A 24,557-nucleotide genomic window follows, 5' to 3' on the forward strand; every position below is an offset into this window, starting at 1 on the left:
GTTATGGCAGAATATATCTTGATATCGGTTATCCTACCGCGGCGTAATTTTCCCTTCTCTTTTGTCGCCATTTTTTGCATCATTGAATCCATACTCTTACTTACGAAGGATCCCCCATGTCAGATATCGACGCCAAACGGGTTGCCGAACGTATTGATACCGTGCTGGATATCCTGGTTGCCGGCGACTACCACTCCGCCATCCACAATCTTGAAATACTTAAAGCGGAATTACTTAGCCTGGCGCAGGATGAAAGCGGGTCATCGCCAGGCAAACCCAAAGCGCCGTGGGAGATCTGACCTTTACGCGCGTTGTGAAAGCGGTGGCGACCTGAGCGAGCCATCGCCGCCTGTTTTTAAAACCCGGTAAACATACCTCAATTAAAACGAATACTATGAATTCCCGACAACAATCGATTTTGCAGATGGTGATCGATAAAGGCCAGATGAGCGTTTCCGAACTGGCAAAAATCACCGGTGTTTCTGAAGTGACCATTCGCCAGGATCTCAATACCCTGGAAAAGCAAAGCTATTTGCGTCGTGCCCACGGCTTCGCGGTTTCACTGGACAGTGAAGACGTCGAAACAAGGATGATGACCAACTTCACCCTTAAGCGTCAGCTTGCCGAGTTTGCCGCTTCACTGGTAAATCCCGGCGAAACGGTATTTATTGAAAACGGCAGCAGTAATGCCCTGTTAGCGAGAACGCTGGCCGAGCAAAAAAATGTCACCATCATTACGGTAAGCAGTTATATCGCTCACCTGTTAAAGGAGACGCCTTGCGAGGTTATTTTGCTTGGCGGCATTTACCAGAAAAAAAGCGAAAGCATGGTCGGCCCTCTGACCCGCCAGTTCATCCAGCAGGTCCATTTCAGTAAAGCGTTTATCGGCATCGATGGCTGGCTGGCAGATACCGGGTTTACCGGACGCGATATGATGCGTGCGGATGTAGTCAATGCAGTACTGGAAAAAGGTTCGGAAGCCATTGTTCTGACCGACAGTTCGAAATTCGGCGTGGTCCATCCCTATACTCTGGGACCCGTTGAGCGCTTTAGTCGGGTCATCACTGATTCCGGCATCAGTGGGGACGATCGCCTGCTGATGGAACAAAAAGGGTTGCATGTAAATATTGTTGAGGCTTAGCGCATCGGTGGGCAAATGATTTGTCGCTGCAAATCATTTGCGCTTGAGACAATTCCGACACCTGAATTAAGACTATTTACCTGTTGCCTGCGGACAGACGAGGTAAAATTATTATTAGCGATATAACAGGAAGTGACTATCACCTGCGTGATATTACCCTGCGCAATAAAGTTTCACGAATGTTCTTCGAAGACTGGATATGTAAACTATAGTTAAAAAGAACTAACTTTCGTGAATCGTTAATTCAGGAGAAAGTATTATGTTAGTAACGAGCAAAAAAATGACCGCCGCGGTTCTGGCAATTACTCTGGCAATGTCTCTGAGCGCCTGCTCTAACTGGTCCAAACGTGACCGTAACACCGCTATCGGTGCGGGTGCCGGCGCATTAGGCGGCGCAGTGTTAACTGATGGCAGCACGCTTGGCACGCTGGGCGGTGCCGCTGTTGGTGGTGTTATCGGCCATCAGGTAGGTAAATAATCGTAAAATATCTACGGTTGACCGGCTCGATATAATAATACGATTATCTTTTCTGGTCTGAGCTACACATTAGTAAACGATTAATTATAAAGCCACGATATTTCTGTCGTGGCTTTTTCATTATCCGCCTGCCAGTTTGACCATCATGCCTTTGGCTTCCAGCAGCGTTTTAATTAAATCACGTTTGTCGCCCTGAATTTCTATAACGCCCTCTTTAACCGCCCCGCCACAGCCACACTTTTTCTTTAGCTCAGCGGCCAGTTTGTTCAGAGCTGCATCATCCAGATCAATGCCGGTAATCAGACAAACCCCTTTGCCCTTCCGGCCACTGGTCTGGCGCTGGATACGAACAATGCCATCGCCTTTTGGACGTACGGGGGCGGTTTTCGGCTCATTAATCCGCCCACTGTCTGTTGAATAGACCAGCCGGCTGTTCGAATCGTTCATTTACTCCCCCGTCTTCAGTGATGCATTGATCGCCTTTAATGTCTGCGCCGGATCGGCGGACTGAGTAACAGGACGACCGATGACCATAAAATCCACCCCTGCGGCTAAAGCCTGTTCTGGCGTCATAATGCGGCGCTGATCGCCTGCGTCGCTACCCTGCGGCCGAATCCCCGGCGTGACCAGTTTAAACGCGCCACCAAACGCCTGTTTGAAGCGCACCGCTTCCTGCGCGGAACACACCACGCCATCCAGACCGCATTTCAGGGTCAACGCCGCCAGACGCTCCGCGTGCTCGGCAGGCGACAGCGTCACGCCAATATCGGCCAGATCGCTGGCTTCCATACTGGTCAGCACAGTCACGGCGATGAGCAATGGCGCATCTTTGCCCAACGGCAACAGCGCCTCGCGAGCGGCGGTCATCATTCTCGCACCGCCCGACGCATGGACGTTTACCATCCACACGCCCAGATCTGCCGCAGCGGCAACCGCATGAGCGGTGGTGTTCGGGATATCATGAAATTTCAGGTCGAGGAAGATATCGAAGCCACGCTGCTGAAGGTCGCGAACCAGCTGAGGGCCAAACAGCGTGAACATTTCTTTACCGACCTTCAGGCGACAGTCGCGCGGATCGATACGGTCAACAAATGCCAGGGCTTTGTCACGGTTATTATAATCGAGAGCGACAACCACGGGAGAATCAGTAACAGCGCGGGATGTAGATGATGCAGTAACCGTCATAACCAGACCTTTTGCGAGGGGGAAAATGGGTAAACGGCGTGCATTCTACCTGCCGAAAGGCGAAATTAACAGACGCCTTTTACTCCTCTGTAACGCCTCAGCGCAGCGATGCCGGAGGAGTGGCAAGTAAAAGCAGAAAAGTATGTTGTAACTAAAGTCGATTTTTTTTAATAATTACAGACCGTCAAGGCCGCGTATTGGCTTGATCGTTGACCAGGCGCGACAGGACGGACAGTGCCAGTACAGCGTATACGCGGTAAACCCACACTTCGAACAGCGGTAGCGCGGCTTACTGCGCACCTGCTCGCCCACCATGTCGCGCAGCACCATCAGGCTCTCTTTTGCGCGCCCCTCTTCCGCCTCATTAAGATGGTAGTCCATAAGCTTATGGAAAACGCGCATCGTCGGATGGCGCTGCAGTTGACGGGTAATATAGACCTGCGCGGTATCGTGACCTTCCCGGGCTTCAAGAATATCGGCAAGCATCAGCTCGGCAGCAGCGCCGGTGTTTTCTTCAACTGCGCGACGCAAAAATTCCGCCCATTCGTCATTTTTGCCCAGTTGCTGGTAGCATGTCTGCAGCATTTCCAGCGTTTCGCTGACCAGTTCTTTATCCTGCGCAATGACCCGCTGGAGAGACTCCACCGCCCTGGCGTAGTCGCCCTTCGCCATCCAGATGCGCCCCATCATGATAGACACCCTGGCGCTGTTTTTGTCCGCAGCGGCGCCCTTTTTCAACAGCGCCATCGCCCGGTCCATGTCGTCGCTGCCCATTTGCTGCAACGCCAGTTCACAATAGAAATGGGCAATTTCGATCCGCTGTTTATCCTTGCCCAGCTTCACCAGACGCTCTGCAACGTCGATTGCCTTCTGCCAGTCGCTGGTGGCCTGATAAATCTGCAGGAGTTGTTGCAGCGCGCTGACACGAAAATCCGTTTCGTCGGTCAACTGATTGAACATATCCTCCGCCCGGTCGTACAACCCGGCGGCCATGTAGTCGCGGCCCAACTGCTGAACGGCCAGCAAGCGCTGTTCATAGGTCAGCGAGGCGCTTTCCATGAGCGTCTGGTGGATACGAATAGCGCGGTCGACTTCGCCACGGGAGCGGAACAGGTTTCCGAGGGTGAGATGCGCTTCAACGGTGCCGGTATCCTCTTTCAACATATCGAGGAACAGATCCACCGCTTTATCCTGTTGGTTGCTCAGAAGGAAGTTAACCCCCGCGACATAATCGCGAGACAGACGGTTAGCCTCCTCCTGTTTTGTTTGTTGCGCACTTCTGCGGCCCATGTACCAGCCATAGACGGCCGCGACAGGCAACAGCAGAAACAACAACTCCAGCATAAACGATTATTCCTTCACGACCGGTGTACCCGGCGCGACCACCACGTCAGTGGCAGGCGTAAGCTGGTTTTCCAGGCGTTTAATTTTACGTTCAGCGCGCGCTAAGGAAACACGAACCCGCAGCCAGAAAAGGCCGCAGACCAACCAACCGATAGCGAAACCAGCGGCGAACAACACAGCCAGCAAGGTAGAGATACGGTACTCCCCCTGCGCCAGCAGGTAATTAAACGTCACCTGCTGATCATTCTGCGCGCCTAATGTTACCGAGATAACAAAAATCGCCAACACCAGTAAGAAAATGAGTAAATATTTCACATTACTTCCCGTTATGTGGTTTAAGCGAATAAATCGTGTTCAACGTTTCGCATTTAGCCTTTTAAATTACCATTTTCACGGCGTGTGCGAAATGGAAAAGCGTCAGGCCATACAGGGATTTGAGGGCTAATGACGGAAATTCAACCGCGATCAGCTTTCCTGCTCACGTTGCGCAATCTCCTGCTCTTCTTCCGGCGGCGGCGTAAGCGGGCCGCAAATCCGCTGCGCAAGCCAGGTCGCGACGGTTACCAGCGCCCATGAAATCAGCGTTGCAACCACCAAATCACGCGGCCAGTGCATCCCCAACAGCAGGCGACTCCCCATTACCCCGGTTGCCCAGACCAGCAGTATCGCAATCGTGACGGTACGCCTGCGCGGCCACAACAGGCCCACAGCCAGTAGCGCCCAGCTTGCGGCAAACATGGTATGTCCGGAAGGAAATGCGAAGCCGGTCTCTTTTTGCCAGTGCTGACGCAAAAACAGCGGAATATTCCCCTGCGTCGCGAGCTGCTCCTTCACCAGATTCCCACGATCCTTACGTTTTAAAGTGTAGAACTCATCGACCGGTATATTGTGCGTTTTTTCCAGCCAGATAACGAAAGGACGCGGCTCCTGGGCTTTCTCTTTAACCCACGACTTAACACCCTGCCCCACCAGGATCGCCGCTGCGAGAATAGCAAAGAGCATCACCGCTGCCTTAAGACGAAAACGCAAGCACCACAGAAACCAGGCGCAGAGAATAACGTGCGTGATGATTCCCCAGGGTTGAGTTACCGTTTCGGTTATCCAGTACAGCGTTTTCAACCACCCGCCACTGTGATCCGGCTGCCAGCGCCATCCAGAAACCCATACGGCGATGGGCATAACCAGCAATAATCCCGCACCAGTTGCAGTACGTTTTGCAATCGACAGCATGAACACCTCTTTTAACGATAAGTTTCATAATCATAACTGAAAAAAGCTCAGTACGGGAAAATTGACAGATTTGTGCCATTCCCCGCCCGATTACACGGCAGCGATTAGGTGAACGCCGTCGCCTTATGGCAAAATAAACGCATAAGCCAACAGGCAACGGCACGCCATTACGTGCCAGCATTATCTGGAGAAACACATGCAGCTTAAACGAGTGGCAGAAGCCAAACTGCCAACCCCATGGGGCGATTTCCTGATGGTGGGTTTTGAAGAACTGGCAACCGGACACGATCACGTAGCGTTAGTGTATGGTGATATTTCAGGCCTGACGCCGGTTCTGGCGCGTGTCCATTCAGAATGCCTGACAGGCGATGCTCTGTTCAGTCTGCGCTGCGACTGTGGTTTCCAGCTGGAAGCGGCGTTGGCGCATATTGCGGAAGAAGGCCGTGGGATCCTCCTTTATCACCGTCAGGAAGGACGTAATATTGGTTTGCTGAATAAAATTCGCGCCTATGCGCTGCAGGATCAGGGCTATGACACCGTAGAAGCCAACCACCAGCTGGGCTTTGCCGCCGACGAACGTGATTTCACCCTTTGTGCGGATATGTTCAAGCTGCTTGGCGTCGATGAGGTTCGTCTGCTCACCAATAACCCGAAGAAAGTGGAAATCCTCACCGAAGCGGGAATCAATATTGTGGAACGCGTACCGCTGATCGTGGGGCGTAACCCGAATAATGCCCATTATCTGGACACCAAAGCTGCCAAGATGGGGCATTTGCTGGATAAATAACCCGATGCGTTGTCACTGCCTTGCGGGTAGCCGCGGGTGACGCACATTGAAAAAGCCTGCACGTCACATGCAGGCTTTTTAGTTTTTACATCAGCATGTTACGAATAACATAATGCAAGATGCCGTCGTTCTGGTAGTAGGTTAACTCGGTGGCGGTATCGATACGGCAGCGACACGGTATGACTTCTTGTTTACCGTCCGGACGCGTGAACGTCACTGGCACCGTGGCGCCCGGTTTCAGGTTCTGCAGATCCGCGATGTCGATCGCCTCTTCCCCAGTCAGTCCCAGGGTCTTACGCGTGACGCCCTGCGGGAATTCCAGCGGCAGAATCCCCATCCCGATCAGGTTAGAACGGTGAATTCGCTCGAAGGACTCAGCGATCACCACGCGGATCCCCAGCAAACGCGGCCCCTTCGCCGCCCAGTCACGGCTGGATCCGGAACCATACTCTTTACCCGCAATCACCGCCAACGGCGTGTTCTCTTTTTGATACAGCATCGCCGCATCATAGATAGACATCACATCCGTTCCAGGCAGATGCCGCGTCATTCCGCCTTCCACCCCGGGCACCATTTCATTGCGGATACGAATATTGGCAAACGTGCCGCGCATCATCACTTCATGGTTTCCGCGTCGCGATCCGTAGGAGTTGAAGTCTTTCCGCTCAACCCCATGGCTTTGCAGATAACGACCTGCCGGGCTGTCCGCTTTAATGCTCCCCGCCGGGGAAATATGGTCAGTGGTCACGGAATCGCCGAGCATGGCCAGAATCCGTGCGCCGCGAATGTCGGTGACCGGCGCCGGTTCCGCCAGCATCTCGTCAAAGAAGGGCGAGAGCCGGATATAGGTAGAGTCATCCTGCCAGCCGTAGGTGTCAGAGCGTTCGACAGGGATCCCCTTCCACTCTTCCGTTCCTTCAAACACTTCCGCATACTCTTTACGGAACATTTCTGAGGACACCAGTTCCACCGCACGAGCGATTTCCTGCGCCGACGGCCAGATATCTTTCAGATACACCGGATCGCCTTTGCGATCGTGGCCCAGCGGATCGGTAGCAAGATTGATATTCATATTGCCCGCCAATGCGTAAGCCACCACCAGCGGCGGCGAGGCCAGCCAGTTGGTCTTCACCAGCGGATGGATACGCCCCTCAAAGTTACGGTTGCCGGAAAGCACAGCGCCTACGGTTAAATCGCCTTGCTTGATGGCCGTTTCGATAGGCTCCGGCAGCGGCCCCGAGTTACCAATGCAGGTCGTACAGCCGTACCCCACCAGATTAAAACCCAGTTCGTCCAGATACGGCGTCAGTTTCGCCTTCGCCAGATAATCCGACACCACTTTCGACCCGGGCGCCAGCGACGCTTTTACCCACGGCTGGCGTTTCAACCCCAGCGTAACCGCTTTTTTCGCCAACAGGCCGGCGGCCATCAGCACGCTCGGGTTGGAGGTGTTAGTACAGGAAGTGATCGCTGAAATGACCACCGCGCCGTCCGGTAACTGATATGGCTGACCGTTCAGCACATATTCGACTGGCTTGCGGTCTTTTTGCGCGGTGTTCAGTTCCAGCTCGCTGCTGGCGGCAAACGCTTTTGGAACATCGCCGAGAGCGACACGATCCTGAGGCCGTTTCGGCCCGGCAAGGCTGGCTTCCACGTCGTTCATATCCAGCGCCAGCGTGCTAGTAAATACCGGCTCGTCGCCAGGATTACGCCACATGCCCTGCGCCCTGGCGTATTTCTCTACCAGCTCAACCTGATCTTCCGTCCGACCGCTCAGACGCATGTAGTCAAGCGTGACGGCATCAATCGGGAAGAAGCCGCAGGTGGCGCCATATTCTGGAGACATGTTGGCGATGGTGGCGCGGTCCGCCAGCGGCAGTGAATCCAGACCGTCGCCATAGAATTCGACAAATTTACCGACCACGCCGTGTTTACGCAGCATCTGCGTGACAGTTAACACCAGGTCGGTCGCCGTGATCCCTTCACGCAGTTTGCCGGTGAGCTTAAAGCCCACGACATCCGGGATCAGCATCGACACCGGCTGTCCGAGCATCGCGGCTTCGGCTTCGATACCGCCGACGCCCCAACCGAGCACGCCGAGACCGTTGATCATGGTGGTGTGGGAATCCGTACCGACCAGAGTATCCGGGTAAGCGACCCATTCACCGTTTTGCAGCTCGCTCCAGACCGCTTTGCCGAGATACTCAAGGTTCACCTGATGGCAGATCCCCGTTCCCGGCGGCACCACGCTGAAGCGGCTAAACGCCTGTTGCCCCCACTTGAGGAACATATAGCGTTCATGGTTACGCTCCATTTCAAGGCGCACGTTTTCTTCAAATGCGTCATCGTCGCCGAAATGGTCAACGGTGACGGAGTGGTCAATCACCAGATCGACAGGCGACAGCGGATTCACTTTCGCGGTATCGCCGCCAAGGCGTTTAACCGCTTCGCGCATTGCCGCGAGATCCACGACGGCGGGCACGCCGGTGAAATCCTGCATCAGCACGCGAGCCGGACGATAAGCAATTTCGCGGTCAGCATGGGCATTTTTCAGCCAACCTGCCAGCGCCTGGATATCTTCTTCGGTAACAGAATCACCATCCTGCCAGCGCAGCAGGTTTTCCAGCAAAACTTTGAGCGACTTGGGCAGACGGGTGATATCGCCCAGTGATTTTGCAGCCAGCGGCAGACTGTAATAATGGTAGGTTTTGTCTTTGGCCTGCAACGTGTCCTTACTGGCTTCTCGTAGGGTTGACGACATAGCTCCTCCTTTATGACGGGGTTGCGATGCCCTGAATCTCCTCAGGGTGAATATTAAAGATAACACAAACAAGCTGTAACGTTTTGATAACAACCCAAATGGATAAAAGAGGAGAAACCTTGCAGAGAGGCGACGTTGCAGAAAACAAAAACCTCGCCGCAGCGAGGTTTATGGCCATGATCGAACAGGGATGCCAGATAGCGTTTAGCGTCTCTGGCGTTATCGTTAACGGGCAACGATCCAGATCAGTTCAGCCCAGAAGAGCAGCGATACGGAAAATGCGCCCATCCAGGACCAGTATTTCATGTTTGAAGTAAGCATAGGCTACACCAACTTTTATCTGACACGTTATGTTGAGTCATTCTCAACGTCTTATTGCTGTGGTGTAAAAGAAAAGGCATTGCGCCTGTTAATAGCGTGCTTAAAATTGCGCGCTAATTAAGAATGGTGTCGATTATTGTTTTCGTTTATCGTCTTCAGCAAAGGAATCAATAAATGCCTGCTGCTGTTGCGTGAGTTTCCAGTTTTCAGGGCTTGTCTTCACACGCACGCTTTTGCTTTTCCGGGTATTGTCACAAGGCTGACATGTCGGTAGCGACGTGTGTTGCTGTCCGCGAACCCTCATCTTTACCCCCAGGCGTTCCAGATCAGCAGGCCGACGACCAGCCAGAACAGCGCTGAGCCCAGAAAAACCGCAAGCCACGCTTTGCGTTTCAGTTCAGGGTCCCGACGTGGTTCCTGGTTTTCAGACGGCATTGCTAACCTCATACAATCGACATCACTTATCATTCTGGCACCAAACAATCGGTACAATTAATCATCAGATGAGACAAATCCTAATCAAACTTTAGTCAAAAATCCAGTGAATTTACGAATCGTTTGCCGTGAATAAATCAATCTTTTGATCAAAAATAAATAATTGAAATACGAAGTTTGCGGGGCGGGTAATAAGACACTACTTTATGAGGCATTAACCCTGGCAATACCAGGGTTAATAATTCCCGAAATTAAGAATAAAAGAAAAATGTGATTTAATTAAAACTTTCGCTGTTTCTTGCTGATAAAAAATCCCGAAACCAATATCCCGTTTGATTACTTCTCCGGCAGCTTTATATCTTTAAACATGGCTTCAATCTCTTCATTCGAACGTAATGCCACCGCGGTATCAACGACGTCACGCGTCAGGTGTGGCGCAAAGCGTTGAATGAAATCATACATGTAGCTGCGCAGGAAGGTGCTGCGACGGAAACCGATCTTTGTCGTGCTGTGGCTAAAGACATCATGCGCATCGACGCGCACGAGATCCGGGTCGGAAACCGGATCTACCGCCATGCTGGCAATCACCCCAACGCCCAGCCCCAGACGAACGTAGGTTTTAATGACGTCGGCATCGGTGGCAGTAAAGACGATCCGTGGCGTCAGCCCCGCCCGGTTAAATGCGGTATCCAGCTCGGAGCGTCCGGTAAAGCCGAAGGTATAGGTGACAAGCGGATACTGCGCCAGCTCTTCAATCGAGACCGAGGCTTTATTCGCCAGCGGGTGTTCAGGCGTCACCACAATCGAACGGTTCCAGTGATAGCAAGGCAGCATCACCAGATCGTCATACAGATGGAGGGCTTCGGTAGCGATGGCGAAATCGGCATTACCTTTAGAGACGGCTTCCGCAATCTGAGTCGGCGATCCCTGATGCATATGCAGCGATACGCGTGGATAACGCTCGATAAACCCTTTTATCACACCGGGTAGCGCGTAGCGTGCCTGGGTATGGGTGGTGGCGATATAGAGCGAGCCTTTATCCGGCCAGGTATGTTCACCGGCAACCGACTTGATGGCGTCAACCTTCGAGAGCACTTCACGTGCGATGCGGATAATTTCCTGCCCCGCTGGCGTCACCTGGGTCAGATGCTTGCCGCTACGGGCAAAAATCTGGATGCCCAGCTCGTCTTCCAGCATCCGCACCTGCTTACTGATACCCGGTTGTGAAGTATAAAGTCCTTCCGCAGTTGAAGAGACGTTCAGGTTGTGATTAACCACCTCAACAATGTAGCGAAGCTGCTGTAATTTCATGTTAAACCATCCAGATTAGCGCCATCAGGTCATCGTCTTTACGCAGCGACACGCACTGCTAATACGATTTAATAATAAAAAAGCCGTTAACTATAACCACTATATCATTTATAGCATTGGTGTATAGACAGGAAGAAAAATTAATAAGAAAGGAATAAAAAAACAGGGTCGCAAACACGACCCTGTTATAGATGGCTGTCCCGGAGGTTTATCCGTTGCGCAGCTGCGTAACAAACCTGTGGAACGTGACCCGCTTGCAAGCCCGGTAAACAGCAGCGCTACCGGGCAATTAACAGGGAATTACTTCTTCCCTTCAACCCATTTACCGTCAACGAAGAACGCAGACCAGCCGGTCGCCTTCCCGTCTTTTTCCGCCGCAACATACTGCTGCCTGGTTTTGCGGCTAAAGCGTACCAGCGTTTTGTTGCCTTCCGGATCCTGCTGCGGCGCGTCGGCCAGATAGCGCAGTTTTTCCGGCAGGCGATCGCGGAAACGATACAACTCTTCCACCAGCGGCGCGCGCGTTTCGCGGGATTTCGGGAACGTATTGGCAGCAAGGAAAACCCCGGCCGCGCCGTCACGCAACACAAAATACGCATCCGACTTTTCACACGGTAGTTCAGGCAGCGGAACCGGATCTTCTTTCGGCGGCGCCACTTCACCATTACGTAGAATTTTACGCGTATTCTTACACTCATCGTTGGTGCAGGCCATGTACTTACCAAAACGCCCCATCTTCAGGTGCATTTCGGAACCACATTTCTCACACTCGACGATCGGGCCGTCATAGCCTTTGATGCGGAACTCGCCCTCTTCAATCTCATAGCCGTCGCAGGTCGGGTTGTTACCGCAGACGTGCAGCTTACGCTTCGGATCGATCAGGTAGCTGTCCATCGCCGTGCCGCACTTCTTACAGCGACGTTTGGCGCGTAACGCATTCGTTTCCGCGTCATCGCCTTCCAGCACGTTCAGCACTTCGTTTTCCGGCACCAGGTTAATGGTCGTTTTGCAGCGCTCTTTCGGTGACAGCGCGTAACCGGAGCAGCCGAGGAACACGCCAGTACTGGCCGTACGGATCCCCATTTTGCGGCCACAGGTCGGGCAGTCGATGCTGGTCAACACCATCTGGTTCGGACGCATACCCCCTTCTTCCGGATCTTTCTCCGCTTTGTCTAACTGCTGAGTAAAATCACTGAAGAAGTGGTCCAGCACCGCTTTCCATTCCGCTTCATGGTTAGCCACCTGATCCAGGCTGTCTTCCATTTGCGCGGTAAAGTCGTAGTTCATCAGTTCGCGGAAGTTTTCTTCCAGACGATCGGTAACGATTTCACCCATTTTTTCCGCGTAGAAACGGCGGTTTTCAACGCGCACATAGCCGCGATCCTGAATGGTTGAAATGATTGACGCATACGTAGAAGGACGACCAATACCGCGTTTTTCCAGCTCTTTAACCAACGAGGCTTCGCTAAAGCGGGCCGGTGGCTTAGTAAAATGCTGAGCCGGAACCAGTTCAACCAGAGACAATTCGTCACCTTTGTTCACCGCTGGCAGCGTACGGTCTTCATCACCTTTACGCAGCGCCGGCATCACTTTTGTCCAGCCGTCGAAGCGCAGGATACGTCCACGCGCTTTCAGGCGGAAGTCACCGGCGCCGACGGTCAGCGTGGTGGAATCATACTGGGCTGGCGTCATTTGACAGGCGACAAACTGACGCCAGATCAGCTGATACAGCTTCTGCGCGTCAGATTCCATATCCTTCAGCGAGTCGGCCAGAACCGACACATCGGAAGGACGAATCGCTTCATGCGCTTCCTGTGAGTTTTCTTTACTGGCGTACTGATTCGGTTTCTCAGGCAGATATTTCTTGCCAAAGTTGTCGCTGATATAACCGCGAACCATGTTCACCGCGTCCTGGCTCAGGTTGGTAGAGTCAGTACGCATGTAGGTGATGTAGCCTGCTTCATACAGGCGCTGGGCCATCATCATGGTTTTCTTCACCCCAAAGCCCAGACGGGTACTTGCCGCCTGTTGCAGGGTGGAGGTGATAAACGGCGCGCCGGGTTTACTGCTGGTCGGTTTGTCTTCACGTTCGAGAACGGTATAACGCGCTTTTTCCAGCAGGCTAACCGCGGCATGCGTCTGCTCACGGTTAACCGGGCGGAATGGTTTGTCGCTCTGGTGAGTCACCTGTAACGGTAGCGCATCGCCGGATGGCGTGTTGGTATTGGCGTCGATCTCCCAGAACTCTTCCGGAACAAACGCTTTGATTTCGCGTTCACGCTCGACAACCAGACGCACTGCGACAGACTGTACGCGACCGGCAGAAAGGCCGCGGGCGATCTTTTTCCACAACAGCGGGGACACCATATACCCCACCACGCGGTCCATAAAGCGACGCGCCTGCTGGGCGTTAACACGATCGATATTCAGTTCGCCGGGCTTCTCAAACGCCTGACGAATCGCATTTTTGGTAATTTCGTTAAACACCACGCGACTGTAGCGCGCGTCGTCGCCACCGATAACTTCCCGCAGGTGCCAGGCAATGGCTTCCCCTTCGCGGTCAAGGTCGGTTGCGAGATAGATGTGGTCGGCTTTTTCAGCCAGTTGTTTTAATTCAGAGACGACCTTCTCTTTACCAGGCAGCACTTCGTAATGCGCGTCCCAGTTGTGCCACGGGTCAACGCCCATGCGATTGACGAGCGCGCCACGTTCATCCTTTTTAGGCTTCTTAGCCGTTTTGGTGGAGGTAGAGTCGGCGCTCTTTTTAGCTGCTGAGCCACTGGTCGGCAAATCACGGATATGACCCACGCTGGACTTAACCACGTAGTCACTACCCAGATACTTGTTGATCGTTTTGGCTTTTGCCGGGGACTCAACGATGACAAGAGCTTTACCCATATTCACCTTTACCTAATTTGATTCTTCCAGGAATGCGTCGCACGTTGATTCACCTTCCACTGGCGACGAGACACGGATATGGTCCCTGCGTCTGCGGATATCAACCCCTTGTACTGACTCTGTGCACTAAATAGTCAGGTGACTGAGTTAACAGGTTTTTTCGCACATAAGCGCTATAGCACGACGGAATTTCGGTCGAATGTCAAGCAAATCTGTTGCCAGATTGACGAAAGCGTCACACTGTACCTGATAAAATTCGTTACGCAACTTTATTAGCATGCAAAACCAAAACTCGCCAGTCAGCGAAGGTTGACAAGACCCTGGACTTTATCAGCGAATATTTGCCCATAAGCGGCGCCCGGCGTAGACTAATGTTCTTGTTTAAGGAGTAAAAAATGCATAAAGAGACGCAACCGATCGATCGCGAAACGCTGCTGAAAGAAGCCAATAAAATCATTCGTGAGCATGAGGACACGCTGGCGGGGATTGAAGCCACCGGCGTAACGCAGCGAAATGGCGTGTTAGTCTTCAGCGGGGAGTATTTTTTAGACGAACAAGGCTTACCGACGCCGAAAAGCACCGCCGTGTTTAATATGTTTAAACATCTGGCCCATGTGCTTTCTGAGAAATATCACCTGATTGATTAACCCTGGCGCAGTGAGGCCGGTTGGCGCTGCGCATATCGCCATTCAGGGCGAAACAGCGCCAGCCGGTACGGGATGTTTACATCAGGGGTTTTTGTCCGCGCTGCCACCAGCGCATCAGTAAGCGGTCAGCGCTTTCCGCCGCGCTGCCGGTGAAACGGTCCATTAGCTTTTTGCGTTGCAGATAGCGCACGTTCAGCACGTCGCGTCCTTCCATCAGGTTCAGGATCACGTCATCGCTGGTATTGATTTCATCAATAAGCCCCTTCTCCAGCGCCTGCTCACCGTACCAGTGCTCTCCGGTGGCCACCTGTTCAATGTCCAGAGTCGGACGCATACGATGGACAAACGCCTTAAACAGCTGGTGTGTTTCGTTTAAGTCTTCACGGAATTTCTGTCGCCCTTCTTCGGTGTTTTCTCCTAACAGCGTCAGGGTGCGCTTATACTGTCCCGCAGTGTGAAGTTCAATATCAATGTCTTTGCTTTTCAGAAAACGGTTGAAGTTAGGGATCTGCGCGACCACCCCAATAGATCCTATGATGGCAAACGGCGCAGAGACGATCCTGTCCGCCACGCAGGCCATCATATAGCCGCCGCTTGCTGCCACTTTGTCGACCGCAATCGTCAACGGGATGTTTTTATCGCGCAAGCGCTGTAATTGCGACGCGGCCAGGCCGTAGCCGTGCACCACGCCGCCAGGGCTTTCCAGGCGCAAAACCACCTGATCCTGCGGTTTTACCACTGCCAGCACCGCCGTCACCTCTTCACGCAAGGCGTTAACTTCGTGAGCATCCATACTGCCTTTGAAATCAAGCACCCAGACGCGCGGCTTGTCGGTGTCCCGCGTTTCGTCTTGTTTTGCTCTCGCCTTTGCCGCTTTCGCTTCCTGCTTGCGCTTTTTCTTTTGCGCTTTATGCCACAGCTTTTGCTGATGACCGTCGAGCAGCGCCATCGCCAGGTCATCCTTCATCTCCTGATACTGCTCGCTGAGATTGGTCACCCGCAATTCGCCACGCTGACGTTTGCGCTGGGCAACGTTCACAATAATGGCGGCAATAGCGGCGACAGCAACAACAATGGTGATGATTTTGGCAAGAAATAGCCCATATTCAGACAATAATTCCACACGACCCACCTTGGTTAAATAACTTTGCTTCGGCTCAGTGTACAACAGGCGTCATGCGTCGTCTCGTTGGATGTCGCGAGGGAAAAAAGTATGACAAAGTGTTCATTTTAAGGCGTTATCGCCCCAGGCTGATTGAATTATGGCGGAGATTCAGGCATAAACCCGAAAAGTCAACGAGAAGCAGAGCGGCCACGCATGTCGCCGAGGAGTAGCCATGCATTATCAACCCAAACACGATCTTCTTCAGGGCCGCATTATTCTGGTCACCGGGGCCAGCGATGGCATTGGCCGTGAAGCCGCCCTGACCTACGCCCGTTTCGGCGCAAGCGTTATCCTGCTTGGCCGCAATGAGGAGAAATTACGCCACGTCGCAGGCCTGATTGCCACTGAAACGGGCAGCCAGCCGCAGTGGTTCACGCTCGATCTGTTAACCTGTACCGCCGCAGACTGTCACCAGCTTGCACAGCGCATTGCCGGACAGTATCCGCGACTGGATGGTGTGCTGCATAACGCGGGATTGTTAGGGGACATCTGTCCCATGAGCGAACAGGACCCACAGGTCTGGCAGCAGGTTATGCAGGTCAATGTCAACGCGACGTTTATGCTCACCCAGGCGTTGCTTCCTTTATTACTCAAGTCGGATTCCGGATCGCTGGTTTTCACCTCGTCCAGCGTGGGCCGCCAGGGACGAGCGAACTGGGGGGCCTATGCCACGTCCAAATTCGCCACCGAAGGGATGATGCAGGTGCTGGCTGATGAATATCAAAACCGTTCCCTGCGCGTTAACTGCATCAATCCTGGCGGTACCCGCACAAGCATGCGCGCCAGCGCTTTTCCGACGGAAGATCCGCAAAAACTCAAAACTCCCGCCGACATTATGCCGCTGTATTTGTGGCTGATGGGCGACGACAGCCGTCGTAAAACCGGCATGACCTTCGACGCCCAACCGGGCCGTAAACCAGGAATCGCGCAATGAGTGAAGAACGCTATCAGCAGCGCCAGCAGCGGGTAAAAGACAACGTTGACGCACGCGTCGCCCAGGCGCAGGAAGAGCGCGGCATTATTATCGTGTTTACCGGTAATGGTAAGGGGAAAACCACCGCCGCGTTCGGTACGGCAACCCGCGCCGTCGGGCATGGTAAAAAGGTGGGCGTCGTACAGTTTATCAAAGGCACCTGGCCGAACGGCGAACGTAACCTGCTTGAACCTCATGGCGTCGAGTTTCAGGTGATGGCGACCGGATTTACCTGGGAAACGCAAAACCGCGAATCAGATACCGCCGCCTGTCTGGCGGTATGGGAACACGGTAAGCGGATGCTGGCGGACCCTACGCTGGATATGGTGGTTCTCGACGAACTGACCTATATGGTGGCCTATGATTATCTACCACTGGATGAGGTGATTACGGCGCTGAATGACCGACCCCATCAGCAGACGGTGATCATTACCGGGCGCGGCTGTCACCGGGATATTCTCGAACTGGCCGATACCGTCAGCGAACTCCGTCCGGTGAAGCATGCCTTCGAAGCGGGCGTCAAAGCTCAGATGGGTATTGATTACTAGGTAAAGGAACCGGAAGGCGACGTAGCCGCCCTCCGGCATAGCGACAGGCAATCAGCCGTTATTGTTCCGTCCACCTGAACGACGACCGCCGCTCATTTGGCTATGACGCTTCACCGCACGACGAATCTGATTGGCCTTCATGCGACGACGGTCTTTTTCTACCGCCACTTTTGAAGTGGTTTCCGGCGGCAGTTCTACCAGCTCACGCAGATAGTTTGTTTGCGCCAGATCCAGCTCGGTCCAGCCGCCACGCGGCAGGCCTTTTGGCAGCGGAATATCGCCGTAGCGTACGCGGATAAGACGGCTTACCTGCACACCCACCGCTTCCCACAGGCGGCGCACTTCACGGTTGCGTCCTTCAGTCAGGGTGACGTTATACCACTGGTTAATGCCTTCGCCTCCGCTGAACTTGATGGTTTTGAACGCTGCCGGACCGTCTTCCAACTGAACGCCACGGCTGAGATCGCGAATTTTCGCGTCATCGATCTGGCCAAAGACGCGGACCGCATATTCACGCTCGACTTCACGGCTCGGGTGCATCAAACGGTTCGCCAGTTCACCGTCGGTCGTAAACAGCAGCAAACCGCAGGTGTTCACGTCCAGTCGTCCTACCGCAATCCAGCGCGCGCCGCGCAGCTTGGGTAAACGGTCGAACACGGTCGGACGCCCTTCCGGATCGTTGCGGGTACAGAGTTCGCCTTCCGGCTTGTAGTAAGCCAGCACACGGCAGATTTGTTCCGCGGACTCTTTTACCGAAATCAGGTGCCCATCGATACGGATCTTCAAACCCGGGGTAACGTCAACGCGATCGCCAAGCGTCGCGATCTTGCCGTCAACACTCACGCGGCCTGCTTCGATAATGGATTCGATTTCACGGCGAGAGCCGTGGCCGGCGCGCGCCAGCACTTTTTGTAACTTTTCGCTCATAGAGCTTCCTTCAGGTGTCGCCTTCACAGGCGTCGAACAGGAGAATTAACGGCGCCGTTAAGCGCCATTTAAAGGCCGCGTAGTATACAGAGTTGCGACCTTATAAGAAAGGTTTAACGTCTCCAACCCCTTCACGCAACACCACGGGCGCATCGTCGGTTAAATCAATCACCGTGGTCGGCTGCTGTCCCAGATAACCGCCGTGAATAATCAAGTCCACCTGTTTTTCGAGGCGGTCTTTGATCTCTTCCGGATCGGACTCGGTAAATTCGCTGCCAGGCAGCATCAACGAGGTAGAGAGCATCGGCTCGCCGAGCGCCTCCAGCAGTTCAAGTGCGATGGGGTTCGACGGCACGCGCAAACCAATGGTTTTGCGTTTTTCCTGTAGCAGGCGCCGCGGCACCTCTTTCGTTCCTTTCAGAATAAAGGTGTAATTCCCCGGTGTGTTGTTCTTGATCAGGCGAAACGCCACGTTATCGACAAACGAATAGGTCGACAATTCCGACAGGTCGCGACACATCAGAGTAAAGTTATGGCCGTCCGGCAGCTGGCGAATTCGGCAAATGCGCTCCATCGCCCCTTTGTCTTCAATTTTACAACCAAGCGCGTAGCCGGAATCGGTAGGATAAACAATCACCCCGCCTTTGCGGACAATTTCAACGGCCTGGTTAATCAGGCGCTGCTGCGGGTTATCAGGATGGATATAAAAAAACTGACTCATACTTCCCTCACTGTGGTGTTCTGTGGCTGTTCCCACAACTGCCAGACGCCTTCCACGCCAGCCGGCAGCCAGAGCTTACGTCCCAGCTCTATCCACGGGCACGGCTGATGAAAATCAGACCCTTGCGATGCCCATAGCTGATGCTGACGGGCAAGGGTGGCCAGTTGCGTTCGCTCGTTGGGAGACTGCTGACACTGCGCAACCTCCATCGCGTCGCCGCGATGGTCAGCAAAATGCGCCACCAGTCTTTTCAGCCACTTGGCGCTAAGGTTATACCGCCCCGGATGAGCCAGCACCGCCTTACCGCCGGAATGATGAATGACATCAATAGCTTGTTCTATTGTACACCACTGCGGCGGAACGTATCCGGTTTTCCCTCGCGCAAGATACTTTTTGAAGACATCGGCCATGGTCGTCGCTTTGCCGCACTCCACGAGGAAGCGGGCAAAATGCCCCCGTGTCACCGCGCCACCGTCAGCAAGGCGCAGCGCCCCTTCCCATGCGCCGGGAATGTGGGCTTTCTCCAGACGCTCGGCAATGCGCTTTGCCCGCTGCTGACGGCGTTCGGTTTGTTCCGCCAGAAACGCGCACATCGCCGGGTGGGCGATGTCAATATTCAGGCCAACAATATGGATCTCATGATTCTCCCACAGCGTGGAGATCTCAACGCCGGGGATCAGGGTCAGCGGCAGGGCTGATCGTGAAATTTCTTCGCTTGCCGCCGGGATCGCGGCTGTGGTGTCATGGTCGGTAATCGCCAGCGTGCCAACGCGCATCTCGACAGCCCGGTGGACTAATTCTTCCGGCGTCAATCGTCCGTCGGACGCCGTGGTATGGCTGTGCAGATCGTAAATCACTGCGTAATTCGTGTCGCTCAAGGCGAACTCCCGTCTTCATATAAATGGACTTGCCTGCGCATCATAACGGTTTCAGCAAATTAACTGAAATCAGGTATTGACAATATGCCATCGAACTAGTTAACTAGTACGAAAGTTCACTTAGAAAAGGGTATCACAATGCAAGCATGCTTCATTCTTCACGGTTGGTGGCGCACTTCCTGACTTCGGGCAGTGTACTTGTGCATACTAACCGCACCCAGATACCCGGCCCGCCTGCAAGCGGGCTTTTTTTTGAGCAAAATTAATGAGAACAACAATGCAGACATCAAAACCTACACTTGAGCTGATTACCTGCGACGCCGCGTACCGCGAGAACCCCACGGCGTTGTTTCATCAGGTTTGCGGCAACCGGCCAGCGACGCTGCTGCTGGAATCCGCCGATATTGACAGCAAAAACGATTTAAAAAGCCTGCTACTGGTTGACAGCGCGCTACGCATCACCGCAATGGGTGACACTGTCACGTTACAGGCATTATCCGCGAACGGCGCCGCGTTGCTGAACCTGATGGATACCGCCCTGCCCGCAGGCGTGGAGAATGCCCCGCAGCCGGATGGCCGCCTGCTTCGCTTCCCTTCCGTCAGCCCCTTACTCGATGAAGACGCCAGGCTGTGCTCACTGTCGGTCTTTGACGCGTTTCGCATTCTGCAGACGCTGGTGACCGTTCCGGCAGAAGAACGCGAAGCCATGTTCTTCGGCGGCCTCTTTGCTTACGATCTGGTCGCGGGGTTTGAAGATTTACCGCAGCTTGAGGCAAATAACCGCTGCCCGGACTACTGCTTCTATCTGGCGGAAACACTGATGGTGATCGACCATCAGAAAAAGAGCACCCGCATTCAGGCCAGCCTGTTCACCAGCGATGACAACGAACGGCAGCGGCTTAACGCGCGTCTGGCGCATCTGAGCCAGCAGCTCAACGAACCCGCGCCGCCGTTACCGGTGGTCTCCGTGGCGCAAATGCGCTGCGAGTGTAATCAGAGCGATGAAGAATTTGGCGCCGTGGTGCGCACGATGCAAAAAGCCATTCGCGCTGGCGAAATTTTCCAGGTCGTGCCCTCCCGTCGTTTTTCGCTGCCCTGCCCGTCGCCGCTGGCAGCCTACTACGTGCTGAAGAAAAGCAACCCCAGCCCGTATATGTTCTTTATGCAGGACAATGATTTCACCCTGTTTGGCGCCTCACCTGAAAGCTCACTGAAATATGACGCTACCAGTCGTCAGATTGAAATTTACCCGATTGCCGGTACACGTCCGCGTGGCCGTCGCGCTGACGGTTCGCTGGACCGCGACCTCGACAGCCGTATTGAGCTTGAAATGCGCACCGATCATAAAGAGCTTTCCGAACACCTGATGCTGGTGGATCTGGCGCGTAATGACCTCGCTCGCATTTGTACGCCGGGCAGCCGCTATGTTGCCGACCTGACTAAAGTCGATCGCTATTCATACGTGATGCACCTGGTTTCCCGCGTCGTCGGCGAGCTACGCCGCGATCTCGACGTGCTGCATGCGTATCGCGCCTGTATGAACATGGGCACCCTGAGCGGCGCGCCGAAGGTACGGGCCATGCAGCTGATTGCCGACGCCGAGGGACAGCGACGCGGCAGCTACGGCGGCGCCGTAGGCTATTTTACCGCTCACGGCGATCTGGATACCTGCATCGTGATTCGTTCGGCCCTGGTTGAAGACGGGATCGCCACCGTGCAGGCGGGTGCCGGCATCGTGCTGGATTCGGTTCCGCAGTCTGAAGCCGATGAAACCCGTAATAAAGCGCGCGCGGTTCTGCGTGCCATCGCGACCGCGCATCACGCACAGGAGACGTTCTGATGGCTGATATTCTGCTGCTCGATAACATTGATTCATTTACCTATAACCTGGCAGATCAGCTGCGTACCAACGGCCATAACGTAGTGATTTACCGTAACCATATCCCGGCTCAGACCCTGATTGACCGCCTCGCCACCATGAAAAATCCGGTGCTGATGCTCTCTCCGGGGCCGGGCGCGCCGAGCGAAGCGGGCTGCATGCCAGAACTGCTGACGCGTCTGCGCGGTAAACTGCCAATCATTGGCATCTGCCTTGGGCATCAGGCGATTGTGGAAGCCTACGGCGGCTATGTCGGTCAGGCCGGTGAGATTCTTCACGGTAAAGCGTCGAGCATTGAGCACGACGGGCAGGCGATGTTTGCCGGCCTGAGCAACCCGCTGCCAGTGGCGCGCTACCATTCGCTGGTGGGCAGTAATGTCCCGGCGGGGCTGACCATTAACGCGCATTTTAACGGCATGGTGATGGCGGTCCGTCACGATGCTGACCGGGTCTGCGGTTTTCAGTTCCACCCGGAGTCAATCCTCACCACCCAGGGCGCGTTGCTGCTCGAACAAACGCTGGCCTGGGCGCAACAGAAGCTGGAGCCAACCAATACGCTGCAGCCTGTTCTGGAAAAACTGTATCAGGCGCAAACCCTGAGCCAGCAGGAAAGCCATCAGCTTTTCTCTGCGGTCGTCCGCGGTGAACTGAAACCAGAACAGCTGGCGGCGGCGCTGGTCAGTATGAAAATTCGCGGCGAACATCCGCTGGAGATTGCCGGTGCGGCCACAGCCCTGCTGGAAAACGCCGCCCCGTTCCCGCGCCCGAACTATCCGTTCGCGGATATCGTGGGGACCGGCGGCGACGGTAGCAACAGCATTAATATTTCTACGGCCAGCGCGTTTGTCGCGGCGGCGTGTGGCCTGAAAGTCGCTAAACACGGCAACCGCAGCGTATCCAGTAAATCCGGGTCGTCGGATCTGCTGGCCGCCTTCGGCATCAACCTTGACATGAATGCCGACAAATCGCGCCAGGCGCTGGACGAGCTCGGCGTCTGCTTTCTGTTCGCGCCGAAATACCACACCGGTTTCCGCCATGCAATGCCGGTACGCCAGCAGTTGAAAACCCGTACGCTGTTTAACGTGCTCGGCCCGCTGATTAACCCGGCGCATCCGCCCCTGGCGCTGATCGGCGTCTACAGCGCGGAACTGGTGCTGCCGATCGCCGAAACGCTGCGCGTGTTGGGTTATCAGCGCGCGGCGGTGGTGCACAGCGGCGGCATGGACGAAGTGTCCCTGCATGCGCCGACGATCGTGGCGGAACTCCATGACGGCGAAATCAAAAGTTATCAGCTCACCGCGGAAGACTTCGGCCTGACGCCGTACCATCAGGAACAACTGGCGGGGGGAACGCCGGAAGAAAACCGTGACATTCTGACACGCTTGCTACAAGGTAAAGGCGAAGCCGCGCACGAGGCTGCTGTCGCCGCAAATGTCGCGATGCTGATGCGACTGCATGGTGAAGAAGATCTGAAAGCTAATGCGCAAACTGTCCTGGACGTTCTGCGCAGTGGTTCCGCTTATGACCGAGTCACCGCACTGGCGGCAAGAGGGTAAATGATGCAAACCGTTTTAGCGAAAATCGTCGCAGACAAGGCGATTTGGGTAGAAGCCCGCAAACAACAACAGCCGCTGGAGACATTCCAACAGGATGTCCAGCCGAGCACGCGCCATTTCTACGACGCGTTACAGGGGGCGCGCACAGCCTTTATTCTGGAATGTAAAAAGGCCTCTCCGTCGAAGGGCGTGATCCGCGACGATTTTGATCCGGCGCGCATTGCCAATGTGTACAAGCACTATGCGTCGGCGATTTCCGTCCTCACTGACGAGAAATATTTCCAGGGCAGCTTCGATTTCCTGCCGCTCGTCAGCCAGGTCGCGCCGCAGCCGATTCTGTGCAAAGACTTTATCATCGATCCGTACCAGATTTACCTTGCGCGCCACTATCAGGCCGACGCCTGCCTGCTGATGCTGTCGGTACTCGATGATGAACAGTATCGCCAGCTTGCCGCCGTCGCCCACAGCCTGAAAATGGGGGTGCTGACGGAAGTGAGCAACGAAGAAGAGCTGGAGCGCGCCATTGCGCTCGGGGCGAAAGTGGTCGGCATTAATAACCGCGATCTGCGCGATCTGTCGATTGATTTAAACCGTACCCGCCAGCTTGCGCCGAAACTGGGTCACGGCGTGACGGTCATCAGCGAATCAGGTATCAACACCTACGGTCAGGTCCGCGAGCTCAGCCACTTTGCTAACGGTTTTCTGATTGGCTCTGCGTTAATGGCATATGACGATCTCAACGCCGCTGTGCGTCGCGTCCTGCTGGGGGAAAATAAAGTCTGCGGGCTGACGCGCCCGGAAGATGCGAAAACGGCTTATGAGTCGGGCGCGATCTACGGCGGGTTGATTTTCGTTCCTACCTCTCCCCGCTTCGTCACTGACGAACAGGCACAGCAGGTGAAAGCCGCCGCGCCGTTGCAGTATGTGGGCGTGTTCCGCAACGCTGAAATCGCCGACGTTTGCGACAAAGCGAGTCGACTGATGCTGGCTGCCGTCCAGTTGCATGGCGGCGAAGACCAGGCTTACGTTGATGCGCTACGCGCCGCGCTGCCTGCACAGGTGCAGATCTGGAAGGCGCTGAGCGTTGGCGAAACGCTCCCGGCGCGGGATTATCGGTCTGTCGACAAATACGTGCTGGATAACGGCCAGGGCGGCAGCGGCCAGCGTTTCGACTGGTCGCTATTGCAGGGGCAGGCGCTGGATAACGTTCTGTTAGCAGGTGGGCTTGGCGCAGATAACTGCGTCGAGGCCGCGAAAGCCGGCTGCGCCGGTCTTGATTTCAATTCAGGTGTAGAGTCACAGCCGGGCATTAAAGATGCACGCCTTCTGGCATCGGTATTTTCGACACTGCGCGCATATTAAGGAAAAGGAC

General features: G+C 54.5%; 26 protein-coding genes and 1 other annotated feature. Of the genes, 11 read left to right on the plus strand and 15 right to left on the minus strand.

Translation table 11 applies throughout. From position 1 onward, the window contains the following. The first annotated feature begins 116 nt into the window (after positions 1–116). The 3 genes from CSE01S_RS01700 to osmB all read left to right on the plus strand — a co-directional run bounded on the left by CSE01S_RS01700 (position 117) and on the right by osmB (position 1,619). On the plus strand, positions 117–299 hold the full coding sequence (locus tag CSE01S_RS01700) for a YciZ family protein (RefSeq protein ID WP_042283411.1): 183 nt from the start codon (positions 117–119) through the stop codon (positions 297–299). 95 nt (positions 300–394) lie between these two features. Further along, complete coding sequence (yciT, locus tag CSE01S_RS01705; RefSeq protein WP_042283414.1) at positions 395–1,141, plus strand: DNA-binding transcriptional regulator YciT; 747 nt, start codon at positions 395–397, stop codon at positions 1,139–1,141. Positions 1,142–1,400: 259 nt separating this feature from the next. Next, on the plus strand, positions 1,401–1,619 hold the full coding sequence (gene osmB / locus CSE01S_RS01710) for an osmotically-inducible lipoprotein OsmB (protein WP_042283417.1): 219 nt from the start codon (positions 1,401–1,403) through the stop codon (positions 1,617–1,619). Between the two features lie 120 nt (positions 1,620–1,739). Here osmB and yciH read toward each other — a convergent pair whose 3' ends face one another. The 5 genes from yciH to pgpB form a co-directional block, all read right to left on the minus strand. Then, positions 1,740–2,066, minus strand: coding sequence for a stress response translation initiation inhibitor YciH (yciH, locus tag CSE01S_RS01715; protein ID WP_042283421.1), 327 nt, complete (start codon positions 2,064–2,066; stop codon positions 1,740–1,742). Next, complete coding sequence (pyrF, locus tag CSE01S_RS01720) at positions 2,067–2,804, minus strand: orotidine-5'-phosphate decarboxylase (RefSeq protein ID WP_042283426.1); 738 nt, start codon at positions 2,802–2,804, stop codon at positions 2,067–2,069. Between the two features lie 174 nt (positions 2,805–2,978). Beyond that, complete coding sequence (lapB, locus tag CSE01S_RS01725) at positions 2,979–4,148, minus strand: lipopolysaccharide assembly protein LapB (RefSeq protein ID WP_042283429.1); 1,170 nt, start codon at positions 4,146–4,148, stop codon at positions 2,979–2,981. A 6-nt stretch (positions 4,149–4,154) separates the two neighbouring features. Beyond that, on the minus strand, positions 4,155–4,463 hold the full coding sequence (locus CSE01S_RS01730) for a LapA family protein (RefSeq protein WP_042283431.1): 309 nt from the start codon (positions 4,461–4,463) through the stop codon (positions 4,155–4,157). Between the two features lie 150 nt (positions 4,464–4,613). Then, the gene (gene pgpB, locus CSE01S_RS01735) at positions 4,614–5,378 is read right to left on the minus strand and encodes a phosphatidylglycerophosphatase B (protein WP_042283432.1); all 765 of its coding nucleotides are present in this window, start codon (positions 5,376–5,378) and stop codon (positions 4,614–4,616) included. Between the two features lie 196 nt (positions 5,379–5,574). Between pgpB and ribA the strand changes: the two genes are divergently transcribed. After that, positions 5,575–6,165, plus strand: coding sequence for a GTP cyclohydrolase II (ribA, locus tag CSE01S_RS01740; protein WP_042283434.1), 591 nt, complete (start codon positions 5,575–5,577; stop codon positions 6,163–6,165). Positions 6,166–6,250: 85 nt separating this feature from the next. Here ribA and acnA read toward each other — a convergent pair whose 3' ends face one another. The 6 genes from acnA to topA all read right to left on the minus strand — a co-directional run bounded on the left by acnA (position 6,251) and on the right by topA (position 13,891). Then, a complete protein-coding gene (acnA, locus tag CSE01S_RS01745) occupies positions 6,251–8,926 on the minus strand; it encodes an aconitate hydratase AcnA (RefSeq protein ID WP_042283436.1) in 2,676 nt (891 codons plus the stop codon). A 225-nt stretch (positions 8,927–9,151) separates the two neighbouring features. Further along, the gene (gene ymiC / locus CSE01S_RS22985) at positions 9,152–9,247 is read right to left on the minus strand and encodes a small membrane protein YmiC (protein ID WP_131729056.1); all 96 of its coding nucleotides are present in this window, start codon (positions 9,245–9,247) and stop codon (positions 9,152–9,154) included. Positions 9,248–9,380: 133 nt separating this feature from the next. Beyond that, positions 9,381–9,551, minus strand: coding sequence for a YciX family protein (locus CSE01S_RS23650; protein WP_491536922.1), 171 nt, complete (start codon positions 9,549–9,551; stop codon positions 9,381–9,383). Positions 9,552–9,553: 2 nt separating this feature from the next. Next, positions 9,554–9,715 carry a YmiA family putative membrane protein gene (locus tag CSE01S_RS01750; protein WP_072197175.1) on the minus strand — a complete coding sequence of 54 codons (162 nt, stop codon included), beginning with the start codon at positions 9,713–9,715 and terminating at the stop codon, positions 9,554–9,556. 303 nt (positions 9,716–10,018) lie between these two features. Continuing rightward, positions 10,019–10,993 carry an HTH-type transcriptional regulator CysB gene (gene cysB, locus CSE01S_RS01755; protein WP_042283442.1) on the minus strand — a complete coding sequence of 325 codons (975 nt, stop codon included), beginning with the start codon at positions 10,991–10,993 and terminating at the stop codon, positions 10,019–10,021. A 300-nt stretch (positions 10,994–11,293) separates the two neighbouring features. Beyond that, positions 11,294–13,891: a type I DNA topoisomerase gene (gene topA / locus CSE01S_RS01760; protein ID WP_042283444.1), complete on the minus strand. Its 2,598-nt coding sequence runs from the start codon at positions 13,889–13,891 to the stop codon at positions 11,294–11,296. Between the two features lie 395 nt (positions 13,892–14,286). Here topA and CSE01S_RS01765 point away from each other — a divergent pair, with 395 nt between their 5' ends. Next, a complete protein-coding gene (locus CSE01S_RS01765) occupies positions 14,287–14,538 on the plus strand; it encodes a YciN family protein (RefSeq protein ID WP_042283446.1) in 252 nt (83 codons plus the stop codon). A 76-nt stretch (positions 14,539–14,614) separates the two neighbouring features. Here CSE01S_RS01765 and sohB read toward each other — a convergent pair whose 3' ends face one another. Then, positions 14,615–15,661, minus strand: a complete 1,047-nt coding sequence (gene sohB / locus CSE01S_RS01770) for a protease SohB (protein ID WP_042283448.1) — start codon at positions 15,659–15,661, stop codon at positions 14,615–14,617. 214 nt (positions 15,662–15,875) lie between these two features. Here sohB and CSE01S_RS01775 point away from each other — a divergent pair, with 214 nt between their 5' ends. After that, positions 15,876–16,637 (plus strand): YciK family oxidoreductase, encoded by a 762-nt coding sequence (locus tag CSE01S_RS01775; protein WP_042283452.1) that lies wholly within the window; start codon positions 15,876–15,878, stop codon positions 16,635–16,637. After that, positions 16,634–17,224 (plus strand): cob(I)yrinic acid a,c-diamide adenosyltransferase, encoded by a 591-nt coding sequence (gene cobO / locus CSE01S_RS01780; protein ID WP_042283454.1) that lies wholly within the window; start codon positions 16,634–16,636, stop codon positions 17,222–17,224. The genes CSE01S_RS01775 and cobO overlap by 4 nt, the downstream gene beginning before the upstream one ends. A gap of 51 nt (positions 17,225–17,275) precedes the next feature. Here the strand turns inward: cobO and rluB are convergent, their stop codons facing one another. The 3 genes from rluB to rnm form a co-directional block, all read right to left on the minus strand. Then, positions 17,276–18,151, minus strand: a complete 876-nt coding sequence (rluB, locus tag CSE01S_RS01785; protein ID WP_042283455.1) for a 23S rRNA pseudouridine(2605) synthase RluB — start codon at positions 18,149–18,151, stop codon at positions 17,276–17,278. Positions 18,152–18,251: 100 nt separating this feature from the next. Next, positions 18,252–18,872, minus strand: coding sequence for an L-threonylcarbamoyladenylate synthase (locus CSE01S_RS01790; protein ID WP_042283457.1), 621 nt, complete (start codon positions 18,870–18,872; stop codon positions 18,252–18,254). Beyond that, positions 18,869–19,750, minus strand: coding sequence for an RNase RNM (rnm, locus tag CSE01S_RS01795; protein WP_042283459.1), 882 nt, complete (start codon positions 19,748–19,750; stop codon positions 18,869–18,871). The genes CSE01S_RS01790 and rnm overlap by 4 nt, the downstream gene beginning before the upstream one ends. 138 nt (positions 19,751–19,888) lie before the next feature. Between rnm and trpL the strand changes: the two genes are divergently transcribed. From trpL to trpCF, 4 genes are all read left to right on the plus strand, one after another. Continuing rightward, positions 19,889–19,933 carry a trp operon leader peptide gene (gene trpL, locus CSE01S_RS23485; protein ID WP_120714939.1) on the plus strand — a complete coding sequence of 15 codons (45 nt, stop codon included), beginning with the start codon at positions 19,889–19,891 and terminating at the stop codon, positions 19,931–19,933. Continuing rightward, positions 19,910–20,004: a sequence feature (Trp leader region), on the plus strand. Its footprint overlaps the gene before it by 24 nt. Before the next feature lie 23 nt (positions 20,005–20,027). Then, complete coding sequence (gene trpE / locus CSE01S_RS01800; RefSeq protein ID WP_042283462.1) at positions 20,028–21,590, plus strand: anthranilate synthase component I; 1,563 nt, start codon at positions 20,028–20,030, stop codon at positions 21,588–21,590. Beyond that, positions 21,590–23,185 (plus strand): bifunctional anthranilate synthase glutamate amidotransferase component TrpG/anthranilate phosphoribosyltransferase TrpD, encoded by a 1,596-nt coding sequence (gene trpD / locus CSE01S_RS01805; protein WP_042283463.1) that lies wholly within the window; start codon positions 21,590–21,592, stop codon positions 23,183–23,185. Before trpE ends, trpD begins: the two co-directional genes overlap by 1 nt. A 3-nt stretch (positions 23,186–23,188) precedes the next feature. Beyond that, positions 23,189–24,547 carry a bifunctional indole-3-glycerol-phosphate synthase TrpC/phosphoribosylanthranilate isomerase TrpF gene (gene trpCF, locus CSE01S_RS01810; RefSeq protein ID WP_042284701.1) on the plus strand — a complete coding sequence of 453 codons (1,359 nt, stop codon included), beginning with the start codon at positions 23,189–23,191 and terminating at the stop codon, positions 24,545–24,547. Positions 24,548–24,557: the final 10 nt, after the last annotated feature.

Source organism: Citrobacter sedlakii NBRC 105722 (assembly GCF_000759835.1).
In the GTDB taxonomy this organism is placed as follows: Bacteria; Pseudomonadota; Gammaproteobacteria; order Enterobacterales; family Enterobacteriaceae; genus Citrobacter_A; species Citrobacter_A sedlakii.